16 protein-coding genes are annotated in these 19896 nt (G+C 67.3%); 6 read left to right on the plus strand and 10 right to left on the minus strand.

Features of this window, described 5'->3' with window-relative positions:
* Positions 1 to 34: 34 nt before the first annotated feature.
* The 4 genes from ACMGRF_RS13845 to aspS all read right to left on the minus strand — a co-directional run bounded on the left by ACMGRF_RS13845 (position 35) and on the right by aspS (position 3384).
* The gene (locus ACMGRF_RS13845; protein ID WP_032954421.1) at positions 35 to 667 is read right to left on the minus strand and encodes an esterase/lipase family protein; all 633 of its coding nucleotides are present in this window, start codon (positions 665 to 667) and stop codon (positions 35 to 37) included.
* Between the two features lie 75 nt (positions 668 to 742).
* Positions 743 to 1264 (minus strand): GNAT family N-acetyltransferase, encoded by a 522-nt coding sequence (locus tag ACMGRF_RS13850; protein ID WP_049415346.1) that lies wholly within the window; start codon positions 1262 to 1264, stop codon positions 743 to 745.
* Between the two features lie 31 nt (positions 1265 to 1295).
* Entirely contained in the window at positions 1296 to 1616 is a 321-nt protein-coding gene (locus ACMGRF_RS13855) for a hypothetical protein (RefSeq protein WP_049441305.1), read from the minus strand.
* 16 nt (positions 1617 to 1632) lie between these two features.
* A complete protein-coding gene (gene aspS / locus ACMGRF_RS13860) occupies positions 1633 to 3384 on the minus strand; it encodes an aspartate--tRNA ligase (RefSeq protein WP_049415340.1) in 1752 nt (583 codons plus the stop codon).
* 158 nt (positions 3385 to 3542) lie between these two features.
* Between aspS and ACMGRF_RS13865 the strand changes: the two genes are divergently transcribed.
* Complete coding sequence (locus ACMGRF_RS13865) at positions 3543 to 4289, plus strand: DUF3011 domain-containing protein (RefSeq protein WP_049415338.1); 747 nt, start codon at positions 3543 to 3545, stop codon at positions 4287 to 4289.
* Positions 4290 to 4422: 133 nt separating this feature from the next.
* Here the strand turns inward: ACMGRF_RS13865 and ACMGRF_RS13870 are convergent, their stop codons facing one another.
* The 4 genes from ACMGRF_RS13870 to blaL2 all read right to left on the minus strand — a co-directional run bounded on the left by ACMGRF_RS13870 (position 4423) and on the right by blaL2 (position 9012).
* Positions 4423 to 5064: a hypothetical protein gene (locus ACMGRF_RS13870; RefSeq protein ID WP_049415336.1), complete on the minus strand. Its 642-nt coding sequence runs from the start codon at positions 5062 to 5064 to the stop codon at positions 4423 to 4425.
* A gap of 59 nt (positions 5065 to 5123) precedes the next feature.
* The gene (locus ACMGRF_RS13875; protein WP_164284078.1) at positions 5124 to 6680 is read right to left on the minus strand and encodes an ArnT family glycosyltransferase; all 1557 of its coding nucleotides are present in this window, start codon (positions 6678 to 6680) and stop codon (positions 5124 to 5126) included.
* Positions 6681 to 6784: 104 nt separating this feature from the next.
* Positions 6785 to 8014 carry a cation:proton antiporter gene (locus ACMGRF_RS13880; protein ID WP_049415334.1) on the minus strand — a complete coding sequence of 410 codons (1230 nt, stop codon included), beginning with the start codon at positions 8012 to 8014 and terminating at the stop codon, positions 6785 to 6787.
* 86 nt (positions 8015 to 8100) lie between these two features.
* The gene (gene blaL2, locus ACMGRF_RS13885) at positions 8101 to 9012 is read right to left on the minus strand and encodes a L2 family extended-spectrum class A beta-lactamase (RefSeq protein ID WP_049415333.1); all 912 of its coding nucleotides are present in this window, start codon (positions 9010 to 9012) and stop codon (positions 8101 to 8103) included.
* A 174-nt stretch (positions 9013 to 9186) separates the two neighbouring features.
* On the opposite strand from blaL2, the gene ampR reads away from it, so the two are divergent.
* Complete coding sequence (gene ampR / locus ACMGRF_RS13890; protein ID WP_414485321.1) at positions 9187 to 10053, plus strand: LysR family transcriptional regulator AmpR; 867 nt, start codon at positions 9187 to 9189, stop codon at positions 10051 to 10053.
* 78 nt (positions 10054 to 10131) lie between these two features.
* Here ampR and ACMGRF_RS13895 read toward each other — a convergent pair whose 3' ends face one another.
* Complete coding sequence (locus ACMGRF_RS13895) at positions 10132 to 11997, minus strand: ABC-F family ATP-binding cassette domain-containing protein (protein ID WP_019660143.1); 1866 nt, start codon at positions 11995 to 11997, stop codon at positions 10132 to 10134.
* 335 nt (positions 11998 to 12332) lie between these two features.
* Between ACMGRF_RS13895 and ACMGRF_RS13900 the strand changes: the two genes are divergently transcribed.
* The 4 genes from ACMGRF_RS13900 (at position 12333) to ybaL (ending at position 18086) form a co-directional block, all read left to right on the plus strand.
* Positions 12333 to 14720, plus strand: coding sequence for a TonB-dependent receptor plug domain-containing protein (locus ACMGRF_RS13900; protein WP_072167662.1), 2388 nt, complete (start codon positions 12333 to 12335; stop codon positions 14718 to 14720).
* A gap of 274 nt (positions 14721 to 14994) precedes the next feature.
* On the plus strand, positions 14995 to 15303 hold the full coding sequence (locus ACMGRF_RS13905; RefSeq protein ID WP_005418535.1) for a hypothetical protein: 309 nt from the start codon (positions 14995 to 14997) through the stop codon (positions 15301 to 15303).
* 9 nt (positions 15304 to 15312) lie between these two features.
* Positions 15313 to 16194: an XVIPCD domain-containing protein gene (locus ACMGRF_RS13910; protein WP_053090845.1), complete on the plus strand. Its 882-nt coding sequence runs from the start codon at positions 15313 to 15315 to the stop codon at positions 16192 to 16194.
* A gap of 194 nt (positions 16195 to 16388) precedes the next feature.
* The gene (gene ybaL, locus ACMGRF_RS13915) at positions 16389 to 18086 is read left to right on the plus strand and encodes a YbaL family putative K(+) efflux transporter (protein ID WP_099487614.1); all 1698 of its coding nucleotides are present in this window, start codon (positions 16389 to 16391) and stop codon (positions 18084 to 18086) included.
* Positions 18087 to 18510: 424 nt separating this feature from the next.
* Here the strand turns inward: ybaL and ACMGRF_RS13920 are convergent, their stop codons facing one another.
* Positions 18511 to 19797, minus strand: a complete 1287-nt coding sequence (locus ACMGRF_RS13920; protein WP_262257690.1) for an O-acetylhomoserine aminocarboxypropyltransferase/cysteine synthase family protein — start codon at positions 19795 to 19797, stop codon at positions 18511 to 18513.
* Between the last annotated feature and the right edge of the window lie 99 nt (positions 19798 to 19896).

Genomic DNA, 19896 nt, shown 5'->3' on the forward strand with positions numbered 1-19896 from the left:
CCCGGCTCTACAGGGCGGCCCTGCCTCCCTGCCCCTAGGCCGCCGCCGCGTCGCGGCTGTGGTCGAACTTGCCATGACGCAGGAAATGCGCGGTCTGCCGCGCGGCGTCGGGCGACACCACCAGGCCGCTGTGGCTGGTGCGGACCACGCAATGGTCGGCCAGGCCCGGCAGCCGGGTCTCGGCCAGTGCCACGGTGCCATCGGAGGCATCGTCGATGGCACCCAGCAGGCTGCCCAGCCCATGCGGCACCGAGCCGGCGATCAGGCCAACCTCGGCCCTGCCCTGCCAGTCCGGCAGGCCATCGAGCAGCAGCTCGCTGCTGCGTCCCAGCGCCAGGCCCCAGCCGTGCTCGGACAACGAGCGTGCGGTGCCACTGCCGCGCAGCGGTGAACCCAGGCAGACCACCCGCTGCACCGGCAGCTGCGGATTGCGCCGCAGCGCTTCCAGCGCCAGCAACCCTCCCAGGCTGTGGCCGACCAGCGACAACGGCCCGGCATCGGCCAACCGCTCCAGCAGCTGGGGCACCGCCACGTCGGGACCACCGAACACCGAGGAGTAACCGAACGCATGCACCTGGAAACCACGCGCGCGCAGGCGCCAGGCCAGCGGCCCGACCCAGGCGCGGGCATTCCAGATGCCATGCAGCAGCAATACGGGGGGAGTCATGCAAACAGCCTGGCGGTCAGCGGGGCAGGAACGTGAGGTGATTGAACACGCGCGCGCAGCAAGCGGCAGTGAACGTCAGGCCGCGCGCGGTGCGCGGCGCAGGATGAATTCAAGATCGTTGGTATCGCCGACCGGGAACAGGTACTCGCCGGCCTTCTCGAAACCATAGCGGGCGTAGAAGCGTTGCGCGCCGAAGTTCTCCGACCACACGCCCAGCCACAGCGTGCGCGGGCCTTCGCGCTCCAGCCAGGCCAGCGCGGTTTCCAGCAGGCGGCTGCCCCAGCCGCAGCTCTGCTGCGTCTTGATCAGGTACAGGCGCTTGAGTTCGCCATCACCGGGCTTCACATCCGGATGCGGCAGGCCACAGGGTCCGGCGGCGGCATGGCCGACCGCCTCCCCATCCAGTTCCAGCAGCCACACCGCGTAATCGGGGTGGGCCAGGATCACGCGCTGGCGCTCGACCGTGTAGGCCTCCTCCAGGAAGGCCTGCAGGTCCTGCGGCGGGTACAGATGGCCGAAGGTTTCGGTGAACGTGCGGGCGGCCAGCGCCGACAGGGTCGGCGCATCGTCCACAGTGGCGCGGCGGATCGAATACATGCAGGAAGTTGACGCCAGGGCGAAGCGGGGGTCAAGCCTTTTCAGGCGACTCCGCTTCTTCTTCCTCGTCCTCTTCCTCGTACTCCTCTTCGTCCTCGTCCTCTTCTTCCTCGCCTTCCTCGTCCTCGTCGTACTCTTCCTCTTCGTCGTCCTCGTAATCCTCGACGCCGAAGTCTTCACCGTCCCAACGGCCTTCGCCGTCGGCGACGAAGGTCAGGGCCATCGCCGCCGGGTTGGTACCGACGCGGACCAGCCAACCACCGAACACACGTGCACGCTCGGTGACCAGGTTGGCCTCGGAGCCTTCATTGCCCAGCTTTTCCCACTCCAGCGAAAACGCAAACTCGGTCATTGCCTGGATCTCCTGATCAATTGGTCTTGGGGCGAACCTGGATGTGCACTTCGGCCAGCTGCGCGTCGACGATCGGCGACGGCGCGTCGGTCATCAGATCCTGTGCACCGGTGGTCTTCGGGAACGGGATGACGTCGCGGATCGATTCGGTGCCGGCCATCAGCGCGGCGATGCGGTCGATGCCGAAGGCGATGCCACCGTGCGGCGGCGCGCCGTAGTTCAGCGCGTCGAGCAGGAATCCGAACTTGGCGCGCGCCTCTTCGGCGCCGATGCCGAGCAGCTCGAACACTGCGCTCTGCATGTCCGGGCGGTGGATACGGATCGAACCGCCGCCGATTTCATTGCCGTTGAGCACCATGTCGTAGCCGCGCGAAACGGCGGTACGGGCGTTGGCGCGCAGGTCGGCGATGTCATCCACGGCCGGTGCGGTGAAGGGGTGATGCAGGGCGACGTAGCGCTGTTCTTCCTCGTCCCATTCGAACATCGGGAAGTCGGTGACCCACAGCGGCGCCCAGCCGTCGGCGACCAGGCCGAAGTCCTTGCCGGCCTTCAGGCGCAGCGCACCCATGAAGTCGGAGACCTTGTTGTAGCCACCAGCGCCAAAGAACACGATGTCGCCGTTGCCGGCGCCGACATGGGCGACCAGCGCGGCGAAGGAGGCCTCGCTGAAGAACTTCTGGATCGGCGAGCTGACCTCGCCGTTGTCGGCGATCTTGATGTAGGCCAGGCCCTTGGCGCCGTACTTGGCAGCGTGCGCGGCGTACTCGTCGATCTGCTTGCGGCTCAGCGCTGCACCGCCCGGGATGCGGAGCGCGGCGACGCGGCCTTCGGCATCGTTGGCCGGGCCGGTGAACACAGCGAACTCGCTGTCCTTGACCAGTTCAGCCACGTCGACCAGCTCCAGCGCGATGCGCAGGTCCGGCTTGTCCGAACCGTAGCGACGCATCGCCTCGGCCCAGGTCATGCGCGGGAAGCTGGCATCCAGCTGGACGTCGACCACTTCCTTGAAGATGGCGCGGATCATGTCTTCGACGAAGTCCTGCACGTCGCGCTCGCGCACGAAGGCGAATTCCATGTCCAGCTGGGTGAACTCCAGCTGGCGGTCGGCACGCAGCGCTTCGTCGCGGAAGCAGCGCGCGATCTGGTAGTAACGGTCGAAGCCGGCCACCATCAGGATCTGCTTGAACAGCTGCGGGCTCTGCGGCAGGGCGTAGAACTCGCCCGGGTGCATGCGCGCCGGCACCAGGAAGTCGCGCGCGCCTTCCGGGGTGGCCTTGGTCAGGATCGGGGTCTCGATGTCCTGGAAGCCCTTCTCGTCCAGGTGGCGGCGCAGGGCCTGCACCAGCTTGATGCGGGTGCGCTGCATGCGCTGCATTTCCGGACGGCGCAGGTCCAGGTAGCGGTACTTCAGGCGGGTTTCCTCGCCCGGGTTCTCGTGGGCGTGGAACGGCAGCGGCGCAGCCTTGTTCAGCACGGTGATAGCGGTGGCGATCACTTCCACCTTGCCGGTGCGCATCTTGTCGTTCACCGCGTGGCGGGCGCGCACGACGCCCTCCACCTGCAGCACGTCCTCGTAGCCCAGCGAGGCCGCCACGGCGAACACTTCGGCGTTGTCGACCTCCACGGTCACCTGCACGATGCCTTCATGATCGCGGAGATCGATGAAGCAGACGCCGCCCTGGTTACGGGCCACGTCGGTCCAACCGGCGAGGGTGACAGTCTGGCCAATCAGGGTCTCGTCGACCAGGCCGCAGAAGTGGGTACGCATTGGGGGAAGCTCCGCTGGAGAACGCCGGCGCCGGATGGGGGCCGGAAAGCCTCGTATTCTGCGGCCGAGGCCCCGGCCGGGGCAAATCCGGCCAGTCACACCGGCTTGATCATCCCCCTCCCTATAGTCAGGCACCTGCCACCGTATGGGATGCCGCCATGAATCCGCTGTCCCTGGCCAGCCTGGCCGTGACCCTGAGCCTGGGCACCATCGCCACGCTCGCCCTGCCCTCTGCCCCGGCCGCCGCGCAAAGCGGGGTGATCCGTTGCGAGAGCCAGAACAACCGAGAACGCGTGTGCAATACAGGCTGGCGCAATGCGCAGCTGGTCCGCCAGCTGTCCGGCAGCGCCTGCGACGAGGGCCGCACCTGGGGCAGCCGCAATGGCAGCATCTGGGTCAGCAATGGCTGCCGCGCCGAATTCGTCGAAGCCCGTGGTGGCTGGGGCGGCGGCAACGGCGGTGGCTGGGGCGGCAACAACGGCCGCCCCGGCGAGACCATCCGCTGTGAGAGCCAGAACAATCGCGAACGCAGCTGCCCGGTCGGCTGGCGCAACGCCCGCCTGGTCCGCCAGCTGTCAGGCAGCCCCTGCGACGAAGGCCGTACCTGGGGGGTGCGCAATGGCGCGGTGTGGGTCAGCAACGGCTGCCGCGCCGAATTCGCCGAAGCTCGCGGATGGGGTGGCGGCGGGGGCGGTGGCTGGGGCGGCGGTAACAGCAACTACTCCATCACCTGCAGCAGCAACAACAACCGCACGCAGAACTGCGACTGGGATGAGCGCCAGGGCCGGCCGGTGCTGCAGCAGCAGCTGTCCGGCAGCGCCTGCCAGGAGGGCCGCAGCTGGGGCTACGCACGTGGCCAGGTGTGGGTGAGCAATGGTTGCCGGGCGCGCTTCGGTACGCGTTGAGTTGCGGGGTCGGATCCCTGGCCAGCGGCCGGGACTCTGACCCGACCAGGTCTCCCGCATCCACGCATGGCGCGGGTCTGCCGGGGGTCTTTCCAGGGTCGGAGCGCTCCACAGGAGGCATCCGACCTCGCGATCACGGTGCGGGCGCTTTGTCGTCGCCCCACGGCGGCGGCGGCAGATCGACCGGCTTGCTCAGGTCGAACTTCACGCGGAAGCGGCGGCCGTCCGGGCGGGCCAGCTCGTAGACGAAGGTCTGGTCCGGGTCGATCTCCATCGCCCAGGTGTTGTGCGTGGACGCAAGCATGTCGGCACGACGGAACATCGCCACCGAATCGGTGTCCGCCGGGAACTGCTGGCGCTCAGCGGTGCCCGGCGGCGTGCTGTCGCCCCCGTACAGGGTGATCGCGTCGGGGCTGCCGTCTTCGTGGCGATGGTCGTGCTTCAGCCGCAGGCCATTTTCGGTACGGCTCAGCACCCAGGTGCGCGAGTGGTCATCCCCCACATGGAAGGGAATCCGCAGCTCGTGGGCAGGGTCGGCACAGCCGCGCACATGCATGACCAGGCGCTGGCCGGCGAACGGGTCCTTGCCGGTCGGCGCCGGCGTGTCCTCGACCACCCGGCCCTCATAGGCCTGGCCGCAATGCGCGGCGATGGCGGCCATGAAGGCATCGGCCGGTGCGGTCGCCAGATCATGGGCGACCGTATCGGAACGCTGCGAACAGGCAGCAAGGCTGAGCAGGAGGGCGGAAGCGGTGACAACGGCAGGCAGTTTCATGCCCCAACCCTAACGACCCCGGCCGATGCGCGCAAACCCTGCGCACCGGCCACCTCACCTCAGTGGTGCAGCCAGACCTCGCAACCGCCCACGTCCTGCTTCCGGCCACCGGCGGCATAGCGGCGGGTGATCTCGACCAGCCATTGCACGCGCTCGGGGCTGCTGCCTACCTGGCTGGGGCAGTTGACCAGTGCGGCCAGCGGCAAGCCCCCCAGTGCTGCATCATCTGCGGCCAACGACGCAAGCACGTCGTCCGAGGCCCAGTCCGGAATCATCACGGCACGGCGGCCGGAGAAATACGGCAGCTCGGAGGACCAGTCCTGGCCGAACGCGACCACCACGCCCTGCGCCGTGGTGCCGGTCCGGATGGCCTCGGCGATCTGTGAAACCGGTGTCGGCTCGCGTGCTTCCTTGATGTCCTTCAGCGACTTCACCAGGCCAAAGCCCACCGACAACACGCACAGGAAGATCGCCAGCGCAACGCCACGGCGCGGCTTGCCCGCCGCTTCGGCCGCCAGCACCGTCGACCACAGCACCAGGCCGATGATCGACGTGGCGAACACGATATTGGCCGCCTGGTAGTAGGGATGGGCGATGTGCAGGTTGGTGAAGACCAGGAACGGCGCCAGGTAGGCCAGCAGCAGGACAGCCACCGCCGTGCGCGTGCGCTTCTGCCACAGCCCGGCGATGACGAAGACCAGGAAGATCCAGTTGGAGCCGATCGCACCGGAGAAGCGCTTCTTGAACACCGTGCCCCACCAGGTAGCCGGATCCAGACGCTGCTGCAGGGTGCCGTAATTCCAGGTGGACAGTGCATCGGAGGTGATCTGCCGGCCCAGCGCCGACTGCGCCTTCAGTGCATCGGCATGCTGCAGCCACAGGCTGAGCGTGGCCAGCACGGCCAGCGCGGACAGGCCACCCCAGAACAGCAGCTGCCAATGCTGCTGCAGCCACCGCGGGCGCCAGCCGTGCTCGCGCAGGGCCAGCCACAGGAAGGCCAGTGCAACGAACGCGGCAAAGCCGAAGAACGAAGTCACCTTGATGGCCGCCGACAGCACCGCCGCGACGACGGCAACCAGGCCCACCCACACGCGCGGCTGGCTGCGCAGGCGTGCCATCGCCCAGACAAAGAGCAGGCCAAAGAACACCGCGCTGGACTCCATCATCACCGAGCGCCCCCAGAACTGCGCGTACGGTGAGACGGCGAATGCGCCGGCCACGCACAGCGCCAGCGTGCGGTCAGGGCGCCATGCCAGCAGCGTGCGGTAGACCAGCCAGATGCAGCCGGCATGGAAGACGGTGGAGACCAGCCGCCCGCTGTTGTCGGCACTCATGCCGGTGACGCTGGACAGCAACGCCGCCAACCACTGGTAAAACGGGAACTCGAACGGGATCGACCAGGGCGCGCCCAGCACCGGGGTCACGTAGTCCAGCCAGGGACCGCCGCGCAGCAACCAGTCGACCGACAGTGCAGTCTGCGTCTGCCGGAAACCGGAGGCATCGACCGGGGGCATCGACCAGCTGCAGCCCAGCAGGACCAGCAGCGCGACCGCCGAGAACCACAACAGGATCTTGCCCGGCAACAGGCTGCGGTCTGGGTTGCTTTCCTGGGTCACGCCTGTTGCTCCTGACTGTGGCCGCCCACGACAGGGCGCGCTTCACGGGCGCGCAGTGTCTGTGTTGGCGCGCGGGAGTGCAAGCCGCTGCACGCGGCTGCGGCTCAGCCCTGCGGTGGCAGCGGCGCCTTCAGCGGCTCGGCATGGATGACTTCGGTGGCCGCCACCGGTGCGGCCTCGCCCTCGCCCGCGGGCTCCTGCTCCACCGGATCGACATCGAACGGTGTGCGGAACACCAGCGACGGCAGCAGCGTGGTCAGTGCGGCGTACAGCAGCAGCGCGCCGAACAGCACCGCTGGAATCTGGAAACGCTCGCGCATGATCGCCGCCAGCACCAGGGTGAAGATCAGGGTCGGAGCCAGCGCCAGCGAGACCCGCAGGCTGCTGCGGAAGCTCTCGCCGAACATCACCCGGCGCTGCAGCCAGACCACGCCGATGCGCAGCGGCAGCACCACCAGGGTGATCACGATGCCCAGCCCCAGCGCCTCGAAACTGAGGGCTTCGCTGGGCACCTTGGTGCCGGCATTGAAGAAATAGAACGGCACGAAGAACGAAGCGAACAGGCGCAGCGCGTGCAGGTTCTCGTGCGAGGCCAGCAGCGGCATGCGCTGGTGCAGCAGGCGCGCGACCAGGCCGGCGATGAACGCGCCGACCAGGTAGTACACGCCCAGCAGGTAGGTGATGTAGGCCGCCACCATGCCGACCATTACCAGCAGCGAGAACTCCGAGCCCGGCGCGTGCGGCGCCACCCAGCGGCCCAGCGCGATGAACAGCAGCGGCAGGCCGACCATCATCGCCAGCAGCGCCAGGCTGGACAGCGCCATGTGCCCCGGATCACCGGCCTGCAGCACGATGAACAACGCCGCCAGCGCCAGCAGTTCGCCGGCGATGGCCTTGCTGGTCACCCAGAACCGTTCGTCCTCGCTCAGGCCAAGCCGCGACAGCGAGTCCATGATGAAGCCGGTGGAGGGCGTCAGCAGCGCCAACGCCAGCAGCCCGGCGGCCTGCCACGGCAATCCTGCGTAACGCCAGGCCAACCAGCCGACGCCGAACAATGTGCCGGTACGGATGACCAGATGTGCCAGCAGCGGCCACATGCCCCGGCGCAGCGCCTGCAGATCCACTTCCAGGCCGGCAAACAGGAACAGCGAGGAAATGCCCAGGGTGGCCAGCAGTCCGATAACCGCATCATGTGCCTGATCCCCCAGCCAGAGCATGCCGATGATGCCGAACAACAGGCAGGTCAACGGGGCAGGCAGGCTGAAACGCTGCAACGCGCGCGGGATCACCAGCAGCGCGAAGATCAGCAGCAGGTAGATCAACTCATGGCTCATCGGGGTCTTCCGTGGGGTTGGAACGCGCGCAGGATGCGCGCGCTGAACCGATCCGGCAAGCCGTTTCTGGATGACTCCCGGTTACCTCAACCGATCAGGCGATCGGCAATGCGCCCCACCTGCGCCAGCACCCCGGCGCGTTGCTCGTTGCTGATCGCGCCGGCCTGCAGATAGGCGGTCAGCACCCACGGCGCGCCGCCGGACAAGGGCCACAGGACGGCGATGTCGTTGCGCGCGTCTTCACCATTGCTGCCGGTCTTGTCACCCACCCGCCAGCGCTTGCCGAGTCCCGCGCGCAGGCAGGCATCTCCGGTTTCATTGTCGATCAGCCAGTCGGACAACTGCTGCCGCGACGCCGGTTGCAGCACATCGCCCAGCACCACACGCTGCAGGGTCATGGCCATCGCCGCCGGCGTGGTGGTATCGCGTGGATCGCCCTCGGCAAAGCTGTTCAGCTCCGGCTCCAGCCGGTCACTGCGGCTCACCGCATCACCGCTCGCGCGCAGGAACGCGGTCACTGCGGGCGGGCCACCGACCACGCCGAACAGCAGGTTGGCGGCGGTGTTGTCGCTGGTGATGATCGTGGCCCGGCACAGATCGCGCACGGTCATGTCCTTGCCGGCGTGGCGACGGGTGACCGGTGCGTGCGTGAGCAGATCGGCATCGCGCACCGGCACGCGCCGGTCCAGCAATGCCGGCATGCGCTCGGCCTGGCTGAGCACGGTGGCCGCCAGCATGCTCTTGAAGGTACTGCACATCGGGAAGCGCTCATCCTGGCGATGACCCAAACGGCGGCCGCTGGCGGTGTCGAGCAGGGTCACGCCCAGGCGGCCGGCGCAGGCCATCTCCAGCGCTGCGAAATCGTTGGCGGTGGTAATGGCAGCCTCGGTCGGTGCGCGTGCGCTGGCCTTGCCTGCCGCACGCGCCAGCAACGGCAGGGCAAGCGAAGAAGCGACGGCGGCACCACTGAACTGCAGGAATCGGCGACGGGCGAGCATACGGAATCTCCTGGCAACCACTCGATTATTCAGGCCAGCACGATGGGCGACCAGCGCGAAATATCAGCGAGAGACATGAATATTATTCATGGCTGCTGCATTCAACCCACTGCTGTTAGGAACAACTTCATTGACAGGGTAGGATCAGCCATCACTCCAGCTCACGACTGCACGATGCTGCACCCCACCCTGCCGTTGAACGCCCTGCGCGCGTTCGAGGCCGCCGCCCGCCACCAGAACTTCACCCGTGCCGCGCTGGAGCTGTGTGTCAGCCAGGCCGCGCTGAGCCATCAGATCCGTGGGCTGGAGGACCGGCTCGGCATCCGCCTGTTCCATCGCCTGCCGCGCGGCGTGGCCCTCACCGACGAAGGCGCGGCGCTGTATCCGGTGCTCAACCAATCGTTCGAACGCATCTCTGCCAGCATCGCGCGCTACACCGGCGGGCCGGCCCGTGAAGTGCTGACGCTGGGCGTGGTCGGTACCTTCGCCACCGGCTGGCTGCTGCCAAGGCTGGCCGCATTCGAGGCCGCGCACCCGGATATCGAGCTGCGCCTGCAGACCCACAACAACCGCATCGACCTGGCCGGCGAAGGGCTGGACCTGGCCATCCGCTTCGGTGATGGCGACTGGCAGGGCCAGGCCTGCACGGCGATCCTCGATGCGCCCTTCGCGCCACTGTGCGCACCCGCATTGGCGCGGCGGCTGAAACAGCCGCGCGACCTGGCCACGCTGCCGTTGTTGCGCTCCTACCGCAGCGACGAATGGCCGCGCTGGCTGCAGGCGGCCGGCGTCAGCGGCGTGGAAGCGCGCGGGCCGGTGTTCGATTCCTCGCTGACGGTGGCGATGGCCGCCGCCGGGGGAGCCGGCGTCGCGCTGCTGCCGCTGCGCATGTTCGAGCAGGAACTGGCCGAAGGCCGCCTGCTGCAGCCGTTCGGCACCACGCTGGAGCTGGGCCGCTACTGGCTGACGCGGCTGCGCTCGCGCGCCGAACGCGAGCCGGCCAAGCGCTTCCGCGAGTGGCTGCAGGCGCAGCGCGTGTAGGTAGTGCCGGCCGCTGGCCGGCAACCCCTGGATCCTTGTGAGCGCATCGCGCTGCCGGCCAGCGGCCAGCACGACCGGTCAGGACTCCAGCAGCTCCATCCACGCCGCTTCAGCCTTTTCCAGCTGCGCGGCGGCGGTTTCCCGATCGCGGCCAAGCACGGCCATGCGGGTCGCATCGGCGTAGTTGGCCGGATCGGCCAGCTGGCGATCCAGTTCGGCCAGCGCACCTTCCAGCTCGGCCACCTTGGCCTCGGCGGCCGCCAGCTTGTGCGGGTTCACCGGCTTCTTCTGCACCACCTGCGCCACCGGGGCGGTCTTGACCACCACCGGCTCTTCCACCTGCTCCATGCGCGCCTTCGTGCCCTGCGCCTGCGGGCGGGTGCGCAGCCACGCGGCGTAGGCGTCCAGGTCGCCATCGAACGGTTCGACCACGCCATCGGCCACGCGCCAGTAGGTATCGCAGACCAGGCCGATCAGGTGGCGGTCATGCGAGACCATCACGATCGCGCCTTCGAAGGTGGCCAGCGCTTCGGCCAGGGCTTCGCGCATTTCCAGGTCAAGGTGGTTGGTCGGTTCGTCCAGCAGCAGCACGTTCGGCTGCTGCCAGGCGATCAGCGCCAGCGCCAGGCGCGCGCGCTCGCCGCCGGAGAAACCATCGACCGGCTCGAACGCGCGGTCGCCCGGGAAATTCCACTTGCCAAGGAAATCGCGGAACGACTGGTTCGGTGCGTCCGGGGCGATCTCGCGGAAATGCTCCATCGGCGACTGGCCTTCGTGCAGCGACTCCACCGTGTGCTGGGCGAAGTAGCCGATCTTCAGGTCCGGATGCGCCATGCGCTCGCCAACGATCGGCGCCAGTTCACCCACCAGGGTCTTCACCAGGGTGGTCTTACCGGCACCGTTCGGGCCGAGCAGGCCGATCCGCTGGCCCGCTTCCAGGCCGAAGCCGACGTTGTGCAGGATCACCGCGTCCTTGCCATAGCCGGCCTCGACGTGGTTCAGGCGGATCAGCGAGAACGGCAGCTTGGCCGGCGGCGCGAACTCGATGCGGAACTCGCGTTCGGCGCGCACCGCTTCGGTGCCGGCCAGCTTGGCCAGGCGCTTCATGCGGCTCTGCGCCTGCGCGGCCTTGCTGGCCTGCGCCTTGAAGCGGTCGATGAAACTCTGCAGGTGGGCACGCTCGGCCTGCTCCTTCTCGTGCGCGATCTGCTGCTGGCGCAGCTGTTCGGCGCGCTGGCGCTCGAAATCGGTGTAGCCGCCCGGGTAGAGCTTGGCGCCGCCGCCGTGCAGGTGCAGGGTGTGGGTGGCCACGTTGTCGAGGAACTCGCGGTCATGCGAGATCAGCAGCAGGGTGCCCGGGTACTTCAGCAGCCACTGTTCCAGCCAGTACACCGCGTCCAGATCGAGGTGGTTGGTCGGTTCGTCGAGCAGCAGCAGGTCGCTGGGCATCATCAGCGCACGGGCCAGGTTCAGGCGCACGCGCCAGCCACCGGAGAACGAAGACACCGCGCGGTGGTGCGTCTCGGCGGGGAAGCCGAGCCCGTGCAGCAGCTTGCCGGCGCGCGCTTCGGCGTCGTAGGCGCCCATCTCGGCCATCTTCGTGTGTGCGTTGGCCACCGCCTCCCAGTCTTCGCGGGCGGTTGCCTCGGCCTCTTCGGCCAGCACCGCGGCCACCTCGGTATCGCCGCCCAGCACGAAGCTCAGCGCCGGGTCCGGCAGCGACGGAGTTTCCTGGGCCACGCTGGCGATACGGACCTTGCCGGGCAGGTCGACGTCACCCTTGTCGGCCTCCAGCTCGCCCTTCACCGCCGCGAACAGGCTGGATTTGCCAGCACCGTTGCGGCCGACCACACCTACCCGGTAACCGGCGTGCAGGGTCAGGTCGACATTGGACAACAGCAGCCGCTCGCCGCGGCGCAAGGCGAAATTACGAAGGGAGATCATCGGGGGAGGGGTCCATATAACCGGATGGAATGTGCTGGTGAGCACTGTTCCTGCGACGCAATTCTAGCGTTAACGAATACTTGACGCGTCCCGGGATGCGCAGTGGCCGACGTTCCTCTCTCCCACGTCCCCGCCGCGCGCGTCCCGGGTCTCCTCCCCGCCGATGCCTGTCCGGGCTAAATGGTTGCTGCTGCAACGTTTTTTCCGATGACCGGCATTTGACAGGCACTGAATATCCCGTTAATTGCTGTATTGCGCACCGCAACAACCGCCGTCCGCCTCACCCCCGTGATGTCGATTCCGGTGCCGCCCCCGCCAACCGGAGCCCCATCCCGATGACCCGCAAGACCAGCCTGATCGCCGCCGCCGTCGCTGTCGCACTCGGTGGCTCTCCGTTCGTCGCCGCCGCCCAGCAGGCCGGCACCGCCGCCAACACCCTGGACACGGTGATCGTCACCGGCACCCGCGTGGCCGACCGCACGGTCGCCGAATCGCAGTCGCCGATCGACATCATCACCCCCGAAGCGCTGCAGTCCACCGGCACCAGCGAACTGGCCACGGCGCTCTCGCGCGCGTTGCCCTCGCTGAACTTCCCACGCCCTGCCCTGACCGACGGCACCAGCGGCGTGCGCCCGGCGCAGCTGCGCGGCCTGTCGCCGGACCAGGTGCTGGTGCTGGTCAACGGCAAGCGGCGCCACACCTCGGCGATGATCAACGTCAACGGCAGCATCGGCCGTGGCTCGTCGGCGGTGGACATCAACGCGATCCCGATCGCCGCCATCGAGCGGGTGGAAGTGCTGCGCGACGGCGCCTCGGCGCAGTACGGCTCGGACGCCATCGCCGGCGTCATCAACATCGTGCTCAAGGGCAGCGGCCGTGGCGGCAGCCTGGCAGTGGACTACGGCCAGTACTCGGCCGGCGACGGCAACAAGTACCAGCTTTCCGGCGATACCGGCGTCGAGTTCGGCAACGGCCGTGGCCGCGTGCACGTGGCCGGCCAGATCAGCCAGCAGGACGAGAGCAACCGCGCCGGCCCGTACCGCGGCACCACGCCGAACACCGGCAACTTCCCGAGCATCGGCCAGAAGACCTTCATCGTCGGCGACCCGCGCGTGGACGCCACCGCAGCCTCCGCCAACGCCAGCTTCGATTTCAGCGACCACGTGACCGGCTACGCCAGCGCGCTGCTCAGCAACCGCGACATCACCTCGTTCGCGTTCTACCGCTCGCGCAACCACAGCGGGCAGAGCGCGCTGCTGGCGCAGACCTACCCGGACGGCTACGTGCCGGAGATCAACCAGTATTCCAAGGACCGCTCGCTGGTGGCCGGGGTCAAGGGCAACACCGACAGCGGCTGGACCTGGGACCTGAGCCTGAACCACGGCGAGAACACCCTCGATTTCCACACCCGCAACAGCATCAACTACAGCCTCGGTGCGACCAGCCCGCGCTCGTTCTACGACGGTACGCTGAAGTACCAGCAGGACATCTTCAATGCCGATCTGACCAAGTCGCTGGACTGGGGCCTGGCCTACCCGGTCACGCTGTCCTTCGGCGGTGAGTACCGCAAGGAGAAGTGGGACCAGAACCCGGGCGAACTGAACTCGTACACCGGCAGCGGCGCGCAGGGCTTCGCGGGCTTCACCCCGACCAATGAAGTGCATGCCGACCGCCACAACTACGCGGTCTACGCCGGCCTGGAAGCGGACCTGACCGAGAAGTTCTCGGCCGGCATCACCGGCCGCTACGAGGACTACTCGGACTTCGGCGACCGCTTCTCGGGCAAGCTGTCGGCGCGCTATGCGTTCACCGACAAGGTCGCGCTGCGTGCCACCGCCTCCAGCGGCTTCCGTGCACCATCGCTGGCGCAGCAGGGCTACCAGGCGGTCACCAGCCAGTTCCTCAATGGCGTGTTCGTCGAGCGCGGCACCTTCCCGACCACCAGCCCGGCCGCGCAGGCGCTGGGCGCCTCGCCGCTGAAGGCCGAGACTTCCACCTCCTACAGCCTGGGCCTGGTACTGCAGCCGGTCGACCGCCTGTACATCACCGTCGATGCCTACCAGATCGACATCGATGACCGCATCGCGCTGTCGTCGAGCATCACCACCAATGCCGCGACCAGCGCGCTGCTGGGCACCCTGGGCCTGCCGCAGGTGACCGCGTTCTCCTACTTCACCAACGGCCTGGATACGCGCACCCGCGGTGTCGACTTTGTCTCCAGCTACACGGTGCCGTTCAGCGCCAGCAGCCTGGAGCTGACCGCCGCCTACAGCTACAACGACACCGAAGTGCGCCGTGTCGGCGGCACTCCGGCGGTATTCGGCACGCTGGGCCTGACCCAGTCGCTGATCGGCCGTGATGAGATCGGTCGCATCGAGGACAGCTACCCGCGCGACAAGGCGATCCTGAGCGGCACCTGGCGTTCGGACCACTGGGAACTGGGCCTGGCCGCGACCCGCTACGGCAAATTCACCGTGCGCAACTCTGCCACCGCGCTGCGCGACCAGACCTACGGCGATGCCTGGGTGGTGGATGCCTCGGCCAGCTACAAGCCCAGCAGCAACTGGACCCTGACCGTGGGCGCCGACAACCTGCTGGACAAGTACCCGGACCGCACCGAAGACCTGCAGAACTCCACCTTCGGCATGCTGCCGTACAGCAACTACTCGCCGTTCGGCTTCAACGGCGCGTATGTGTACGGGCGGATCAAGTACACCTGGTAAGCGGTAATGGGTGCGCCGGGCCCTGCCCGGCGCTGCTCCACACACCGCGGCCTCGGGGCAGGCGCGGTCCTGACCGTATACCGTTGCCAGCTCCTGCACCCGGTTTCCAGGCTGTGCTCTGTTGCACGCGCCTCATAGGTCGTCCCGTGCATAATCAGCGGACCAACGAAGGAGCCGCTCCGTGACGAGAGCCTGCATCACTCGCCGCCATGTGTACGCTGCGCTCGCGTGGGTTGCGCTGGCGGCCCCCCTGTCAGGGTGTTCAGGAGATCACGTGAAACCCAGCTATTCCAAATCGAGCCTTGAGCCGGTCGTCGTCACCCAGCTCTCCGCGTCGAAGCTCCAGGTCCAGTTCAATGAACCGATGGAAAGCATGTATTACGCGGCAGGGATGAGCTATGTCGTGGAAGGGGACACCATGAAAGTCGTTGTTGATCGCTGCCCCATATCCGGCCAATGCACAACCATGCTGCGGCGCGACGTGAAGCCCGGACCTGCTGGCCCGGCCCGTCAGGAAATTCCCTTGATGGCGCCGCGCGTGGTGATGCTGTACGCCGATGGCGAAACACAGATTTTTCCGTAAGGGCATCCCATGAGCGACAAGGTCGTCCTCGGCATCCATAGTCACGTAGACCCCAATACACAGGGGTCGTTCAATCAGTTCGTGGACGGCCACGCCTGGATCTCGGTGACGCGAAACGGCCATACGACGTTCCATGGCCTGTGGCCAGACAACCATCCACTCGTTGAGGACAATGGCCCAGGTTCGGACATCCGCGAAGGCATGGAAGCCCGGGCCACACCTTCGGCCTCACGCTATTACGAATTGACTCCCGAGCAGGTCAAGCGACTTGACCAGGCCTTGGGCGAAAATGTCACCTGGTCATATGGCAATACCTGCGCATCGTGGGCGACCAGTACCGTGAACAAGGTTACCGGGCAGTCCCTGGATGCAGGCGAACTGCTGTTCACCGATACACCGCGGGAGCTGATCGAGTCCATTCGCAAGGCAGAGCGCGTGCGGCCCACCAGTCCTTCGCAGCCGCAACCGGCAACCGAACGGCCGGAAACCAGCATCCCATCGCTGAGCGATGCCTCGGCATCGCTTCACCAGCAGGCACTCGCCGGCGTCCACGCGCTGGACGCATCGCTGGGTCGCGCATCTGATGAATCCAGCCAACGCATGGCGGCCAGCCTCACCCAACTTGCCCGGGCACAAGGTCTGGAGCGGATCGACCATGTGGTATTGGGCTTGCCGGCTGGTCAGCCCCCAAGGCCGGAGAACATCTTCGTCATTCAAGGAGCCTTGGATGACCCGGGCCATCTGCGTGCCCACATCAACATTGAAACGGCCCTTCAGCCACCCGTTGCGGAGTCGCTGCGGCAGATTCATGAGTTGGACAAGCAGCTGGCCGCCTCGCCGCAGCAGGCCGAGCCTGCCCTGGAAGAGACCCAGCGCCGGCAGATGGTGTGATCATCGACGGCTACGCCTGGAGCCCCCCATAGGTAGGCACCATTCGGCCCGTCAGGGCCTGCCATCTCTCAACAAGGCTTGATATCTCGCCCGCACAAGCCGCCCACGCAACGATCCGATACGCTGGCCGGGTTTGCCGTATGTGGCCGCATCGGTGAAAATCGGGGCATTCCCCCGATTTCCTGCGAGTGCCGATGCACCATGACACCGACCTGATCAACATCGTTGCCGTTGGCCTGGGGCTCGCCTTCATCTTCGGCGCGCTGGCCAACAAGCTCCGCTTGTCTCCCCTGGTCGGTTACCTGGTTGCTGGCATCTGCGTAGGTCCGTTCACCCCCGGCTTCGTCGCCGACCAGGCGCTGGCCAACCAGCTGGCCGAACTGGGCGTGATGCTGCTGATGTTCGGTGTCGGCCTGCACTTCTCGCTGAAGGACCTGATGGCGGTCAAGGCCATCGCCATTCCCGGTGCCATCGGCCAGATCGCAGTGGCCACCCTGCTCGGCTGGGGCGTGGCCTCGCTGATGGGCTGGCCAGCCATCCATGGCGTCATCTTCGGTTTCTCGCTGGCCACGGCCAGTACCGTCGTGCTGTTGCGGGCGATGGAAGAACGCCGCCTGCTGGAGACGATGCGCGGCAAGATCGCGGTCGGCTGGCTGATCGTGGAAGACCTGGCCTGCGTGCTGGCACTGGTGATGATGCCGGTGATGGCGGGGGTGTTCGGCCCCGATGCAGCGAAGGAATCGCACTCGCTGGGCAGCGTGCTGGCCGACATCGGCTGGACCTTCGTGCAGCTGGGCCTGTTCGTGGCGGTGATGCTGGTGGTCGGGCGCCGGGTCATCCCGTGGATCCTGGAGCGCATCGCCGGTACCGGTTCGCGTGAGCTGTTCACTCTGTCGGTGCTGGCGATCGCGCTGGGCGTGGCGTTCGGCTCTGCGATGCTGTTCGGCGTCTCGTTCGCGCTGGGCGCGTTCTTCGCTGGCATGCTGCTCAACGAATCGGAACTGAGCCACAAGGCCGCGCACGATTCGCTGCCGCTGCGCGATGCGTTCGCGGTGCTGTTCTTCGTCTCGGTCGGCATGCTGTTCGACCCCAACATCCTCGTGCAGCACCCGTGGCAGGTGCTGGCGACGGTGGCCATCATCATGTTCGGCAAGTCGGCCGCGGCGTTCTTCATCGTGCGCGCATTCGGCCACCCGACCAGCACCGCGCTGACCATCTCGGCCAGCCTGGCGCAGATCGGCGAGTTCGCCTTCATCATCGCCGGCCTCGGCGTGGCGCTGCAGATCCTGCCGAAGGAAGGCCAGTCGCTGGTGCTGGCCGGCGCGCTGGTGTCGATCATGCTCAACCCACTGGTGTTCGGCCTGCTCGACCGTTGGCAGGCCAAGCAGGAAAAGCAGCCGCAAACGCCGGAGCCGGAAGAGGCGACCGGCCCGTCGCGCGATCTGCATGACCACGCCATCGTGATCGGCTATGGCCGCGTCGGCAGCGAACTGGCGCAGGTGCTGCGCGACCGTGGCGTGCCGGTGCTGGTGATCGATGACAACAAGGAACACGTCGAGGAAGCGCACGCCAAGGGCCTGGCGGCGATCCGCGGCAGTGCCGCTGCCGACCGGGTGCTGGCCGAGGCCCACCCGGAACGCGCCAAGATCGCGGTGCTGGCGATCCCACAGCCGCTGGAAGCCGGTGAGGCGCTGGCCAAGCTGCGGGCGATCAACCCCGACCTGACCCTGCTGGCACGTGCGCACAGCGATGCCGAAGTGAAGCATCTGCTGGAGCATGGTGCCGATGGCACGGTGATGGCCGAGCGTGAGCTGGCCTATTCGCTGGCGGAGATGGTGATGTCCACGCCGCCGTACCGGAACCTGGGGCAGCACAGCATCCCGGTGGTGTGAGGGGGGCGCGTGCGGCAGGGCTTGCAGCCCTGCACCTGCCGAAACAACGGCAACGGCAAAAGCTGGCATAGCGTGGGATGGCGGGGTGGGTCCGATTGCGGGAGACGCCGTAAACCCTTCCATGGGGGCTTGGCCGCGGCATCCATGCCGCGGACACTCCCGCAACCGGACCCACCCCGCCTTCGACAGTTCCCCGCTGCTGTTGGTGGATGTCGACCTTGGTCGACACGGCGGCGCACGGGGTCAGATCCGTTTTCGGCAGGAAAACGGATCTGACCCCGGAAACAAAAAGATCCCCGGTCGACCCGCATCGACCGGGGATCTGGATCGCCACGTTGCCACGCCTTGGAGAGGCAGTTCCACCGTAGCGCATCGCGTGGCCGGCGGTGATCGCCTGAGGCGATATGCACCAAGCGCGTGGCTATCAGGCGGCGGCCAGGGCCTGCTCCAGGTCGGCGCGCAGGTCGCCGATGTGCTCGATGCCGATCGACAGCCGCACGGTATCTTCGCTGACCCCGGCCTTGGCCAGCTCCGCTGCATCCAGCTGCCGATGGGTGGTCGAGGCCGGATGGGTGGCCAGCGACTTTGCGTCGCCCAGGTTGACCAGGCGGGTGAACAGCTTCAACGCGTCGAGGAAGCGCGCGCCAGCCTCGCGTCCACCCGGCAGGCCGAAGGTCAGTACGCCCGAGCCATGCCCGCCCAGGTAGCGCTGCGCGGCGGCATGCTCGGGATCGTCGGCCAGTCCCGCGTAACGCACCCAGGCGACCTTGTCGTGCGCCTTCAGGAACTGCGCGACGGCCAGTGCATTGGCGTTGATGCGTTCCATGCGCAGCGCCAGGGTCTCGATGCCTTGCAGGATCAGGAACGCATTGAACGGCGACAACGCGGCACCGGTATTGCGCAGCGGCACCACCCGCGCGCGGCCGATGTAGGCCGCTGGCCCCAGTGCTTCGGTATAGACCACGCCGTGGTAACTGGGGTCGGGTTGGTTGAGGCGCGCGAAACGCTTCGGCTGCGCCGCCCAGTCGAAGCGGCCGGAGTCGATGATGGCGCCGCCGAGGCTGTTGCCGTGGCCGCCCAGGTACTTGGTCAGCGAGTGCACGACGATGTCGGCACCGTGCTCGAACGGGCGCAGCAGGAACGGCGTAGCCACGGTGTTGTCGACGATCAGCGGCACACCCGCAGCATGCGCGACCTCGGCGATGGCGGCGATGTCGGTGACATTGCCGCGCGGGTTGCCGATCGATTCGACGAACACCGCCTTGGTGCGCTCGTCGATCAACGCGGCGAACGCAGAAGAATCGGCCGGGTCGGCGAAGCGCGCCTGGATGCCGTACTGCGGCAGCGTGTGTGCCAGCAGGTTGAGGCTGCCGCCGTACAGCGCGCTGGAGGCGACGATGTTGTCACCGGCCTCGGCGATGGTCTGGAGGGCATAGGTGATCGCGGCCTGCCCCGAGGCCAGCGCCAGCGCACCGATGCCACCTTCCAGTGCGGCCAGGCGCTGCTCCAGCACGTCGGTGGTGGGGTTCATGATGCGCGTGTAGATGTTGCCGGGCACCTTCAGGTCGAACAGATCGGCGCCATGCTGGGTGTCATCGAAGGCATACGCCACGGTCTGGTAGATCGGCACCGCCACCGCGCGGGTGGTTGGGTCGGGACGGTAACCGCCGTGCACGGCCAGGGTTTCCAGTTGCCACTGCGGGTCGCTCATTGCACCAGGCTCCATCCGGGGAAACCGCCACCATAGGCCAGCCGGGGCCGCCCGCTGAAAGCCGCTGGCGATGACGCCCGTACCGGCGGTTATCAGGTT

The organism is Stenotrophomonas sp. EMP41 (assembly GCF_047495535.1).
Taxonomy (GTDB): domain Bacteria; phylum Pseudomonadota; class Gammaproteobacteria; order Xanthomonadales; family Xanthomonadaceae; genus Stenotrophomonas; species Stenotrophomonas sepilia.

Excerpts from the sequence above, each read along its gene's own strand:
- ACMGRF_RS13845 (WP_032954421.1), bottom strand. The coding sequence starts at position 667 with ATGACTCCCCCCGTATTGCTGCTGCATGGCATCTGGAATGCCCGCGCC.
- ACMGRF_RS13850 (WP_049415346.1), bottom strand. The coding sequence starts at position 1,264 with ATGTATTCGATCCGCCGCGCCACTGTGGACGATGCGCCGACCCTGTCG.
- ACMGRF_RS13855 (WP_049441305.1), bottom strand. The coding sequence starts at position 1,616 with ATGACCGAGTTTGCGTTTTCGCTGGAGTGGGAAAAGCTGGGCAATGAA.
- aspS (WP_049415340.1), bottom strand. The coding sequence starts at position 3,384 with ATGCGTACCCACTTCTGCGGCCTGGTCGACGAGACCCTGATTGGCCAG.
- ACMGRF_RS13865 (WP_049415338.1), top strand. The coding sequence starts at position 3,543 with ATGAATCCGCTGTCCCTGGCCAGCCTGGCCGTGACCCTGAGCCTGGGC.
- ACMGRF_RS13870 (WP_049415336.1), bottom strand. The coding sequence starts at position 5,064 with ATGAAACTGCCTGCCGTTGTCACCGCTTCCGCCCTCCTGCTCAGCCTT.
- ACMGRF_RS13880 (WP_049415334.1), bottom strand. The coding sequence starts at position 8,014 with ATGAGCCATGAGTTGATCTACCTGCTGCTGATCTTCGCGCTGCTGGTG.
- blaL2 (WP_049415333.1), bottom strand. The coding sequence starts at position 9,012 with ATGCTCGCCCGTCGCCGATTCCTGCAGTTCAGTGGTGCCGCCGTCGCT.
- ampR (WP_414485321.1), top strand. The coding sequence starts at position 9,187 with ATGCTGCACCCCACCCTGCCGTTGAACGCCCTGCGCGCGTTCGAGGCC.
- ACMGRF_RS13895 (WP_019660143.1), bottom strand. The coding sequence starts at position 11,997 with ATGATCTCCCTTCGTAATTTCGCCTTGCGCCGCGGCGAGCGGCTGCTG.
- ACMGRF_RS13900 (WP_072167662.1), top strand. The coding sequence starts at position 12,333 with ATGACCCGCAAGACCAGCCTGATCGCCGCCGCCGTCGCTGTCGCACTC.
- ACMGRF_RS13910 (WP_053090845.1), top strand. The coding sequence starts at position 15,313 with ATGAGCGACAAGGTCGTCCTCGGCATCCATAGTCACGTAGACCCCAAT.
- ybaL (WP_099487614.1), top strand. The coding sequence starts at position 16,389 with ATGCACCATGACACCGACCTGATCAACATCGTTGCCGTTGGCCTGGGG.
- ACMGRF_RS13920 (WP_262257690.1), bottom strand. The coding sequence starts at position 19,797 with ATGAGCGACCCGCAGTGGCAACTGGAAACCCTGGCCGTGCACGGCGGT.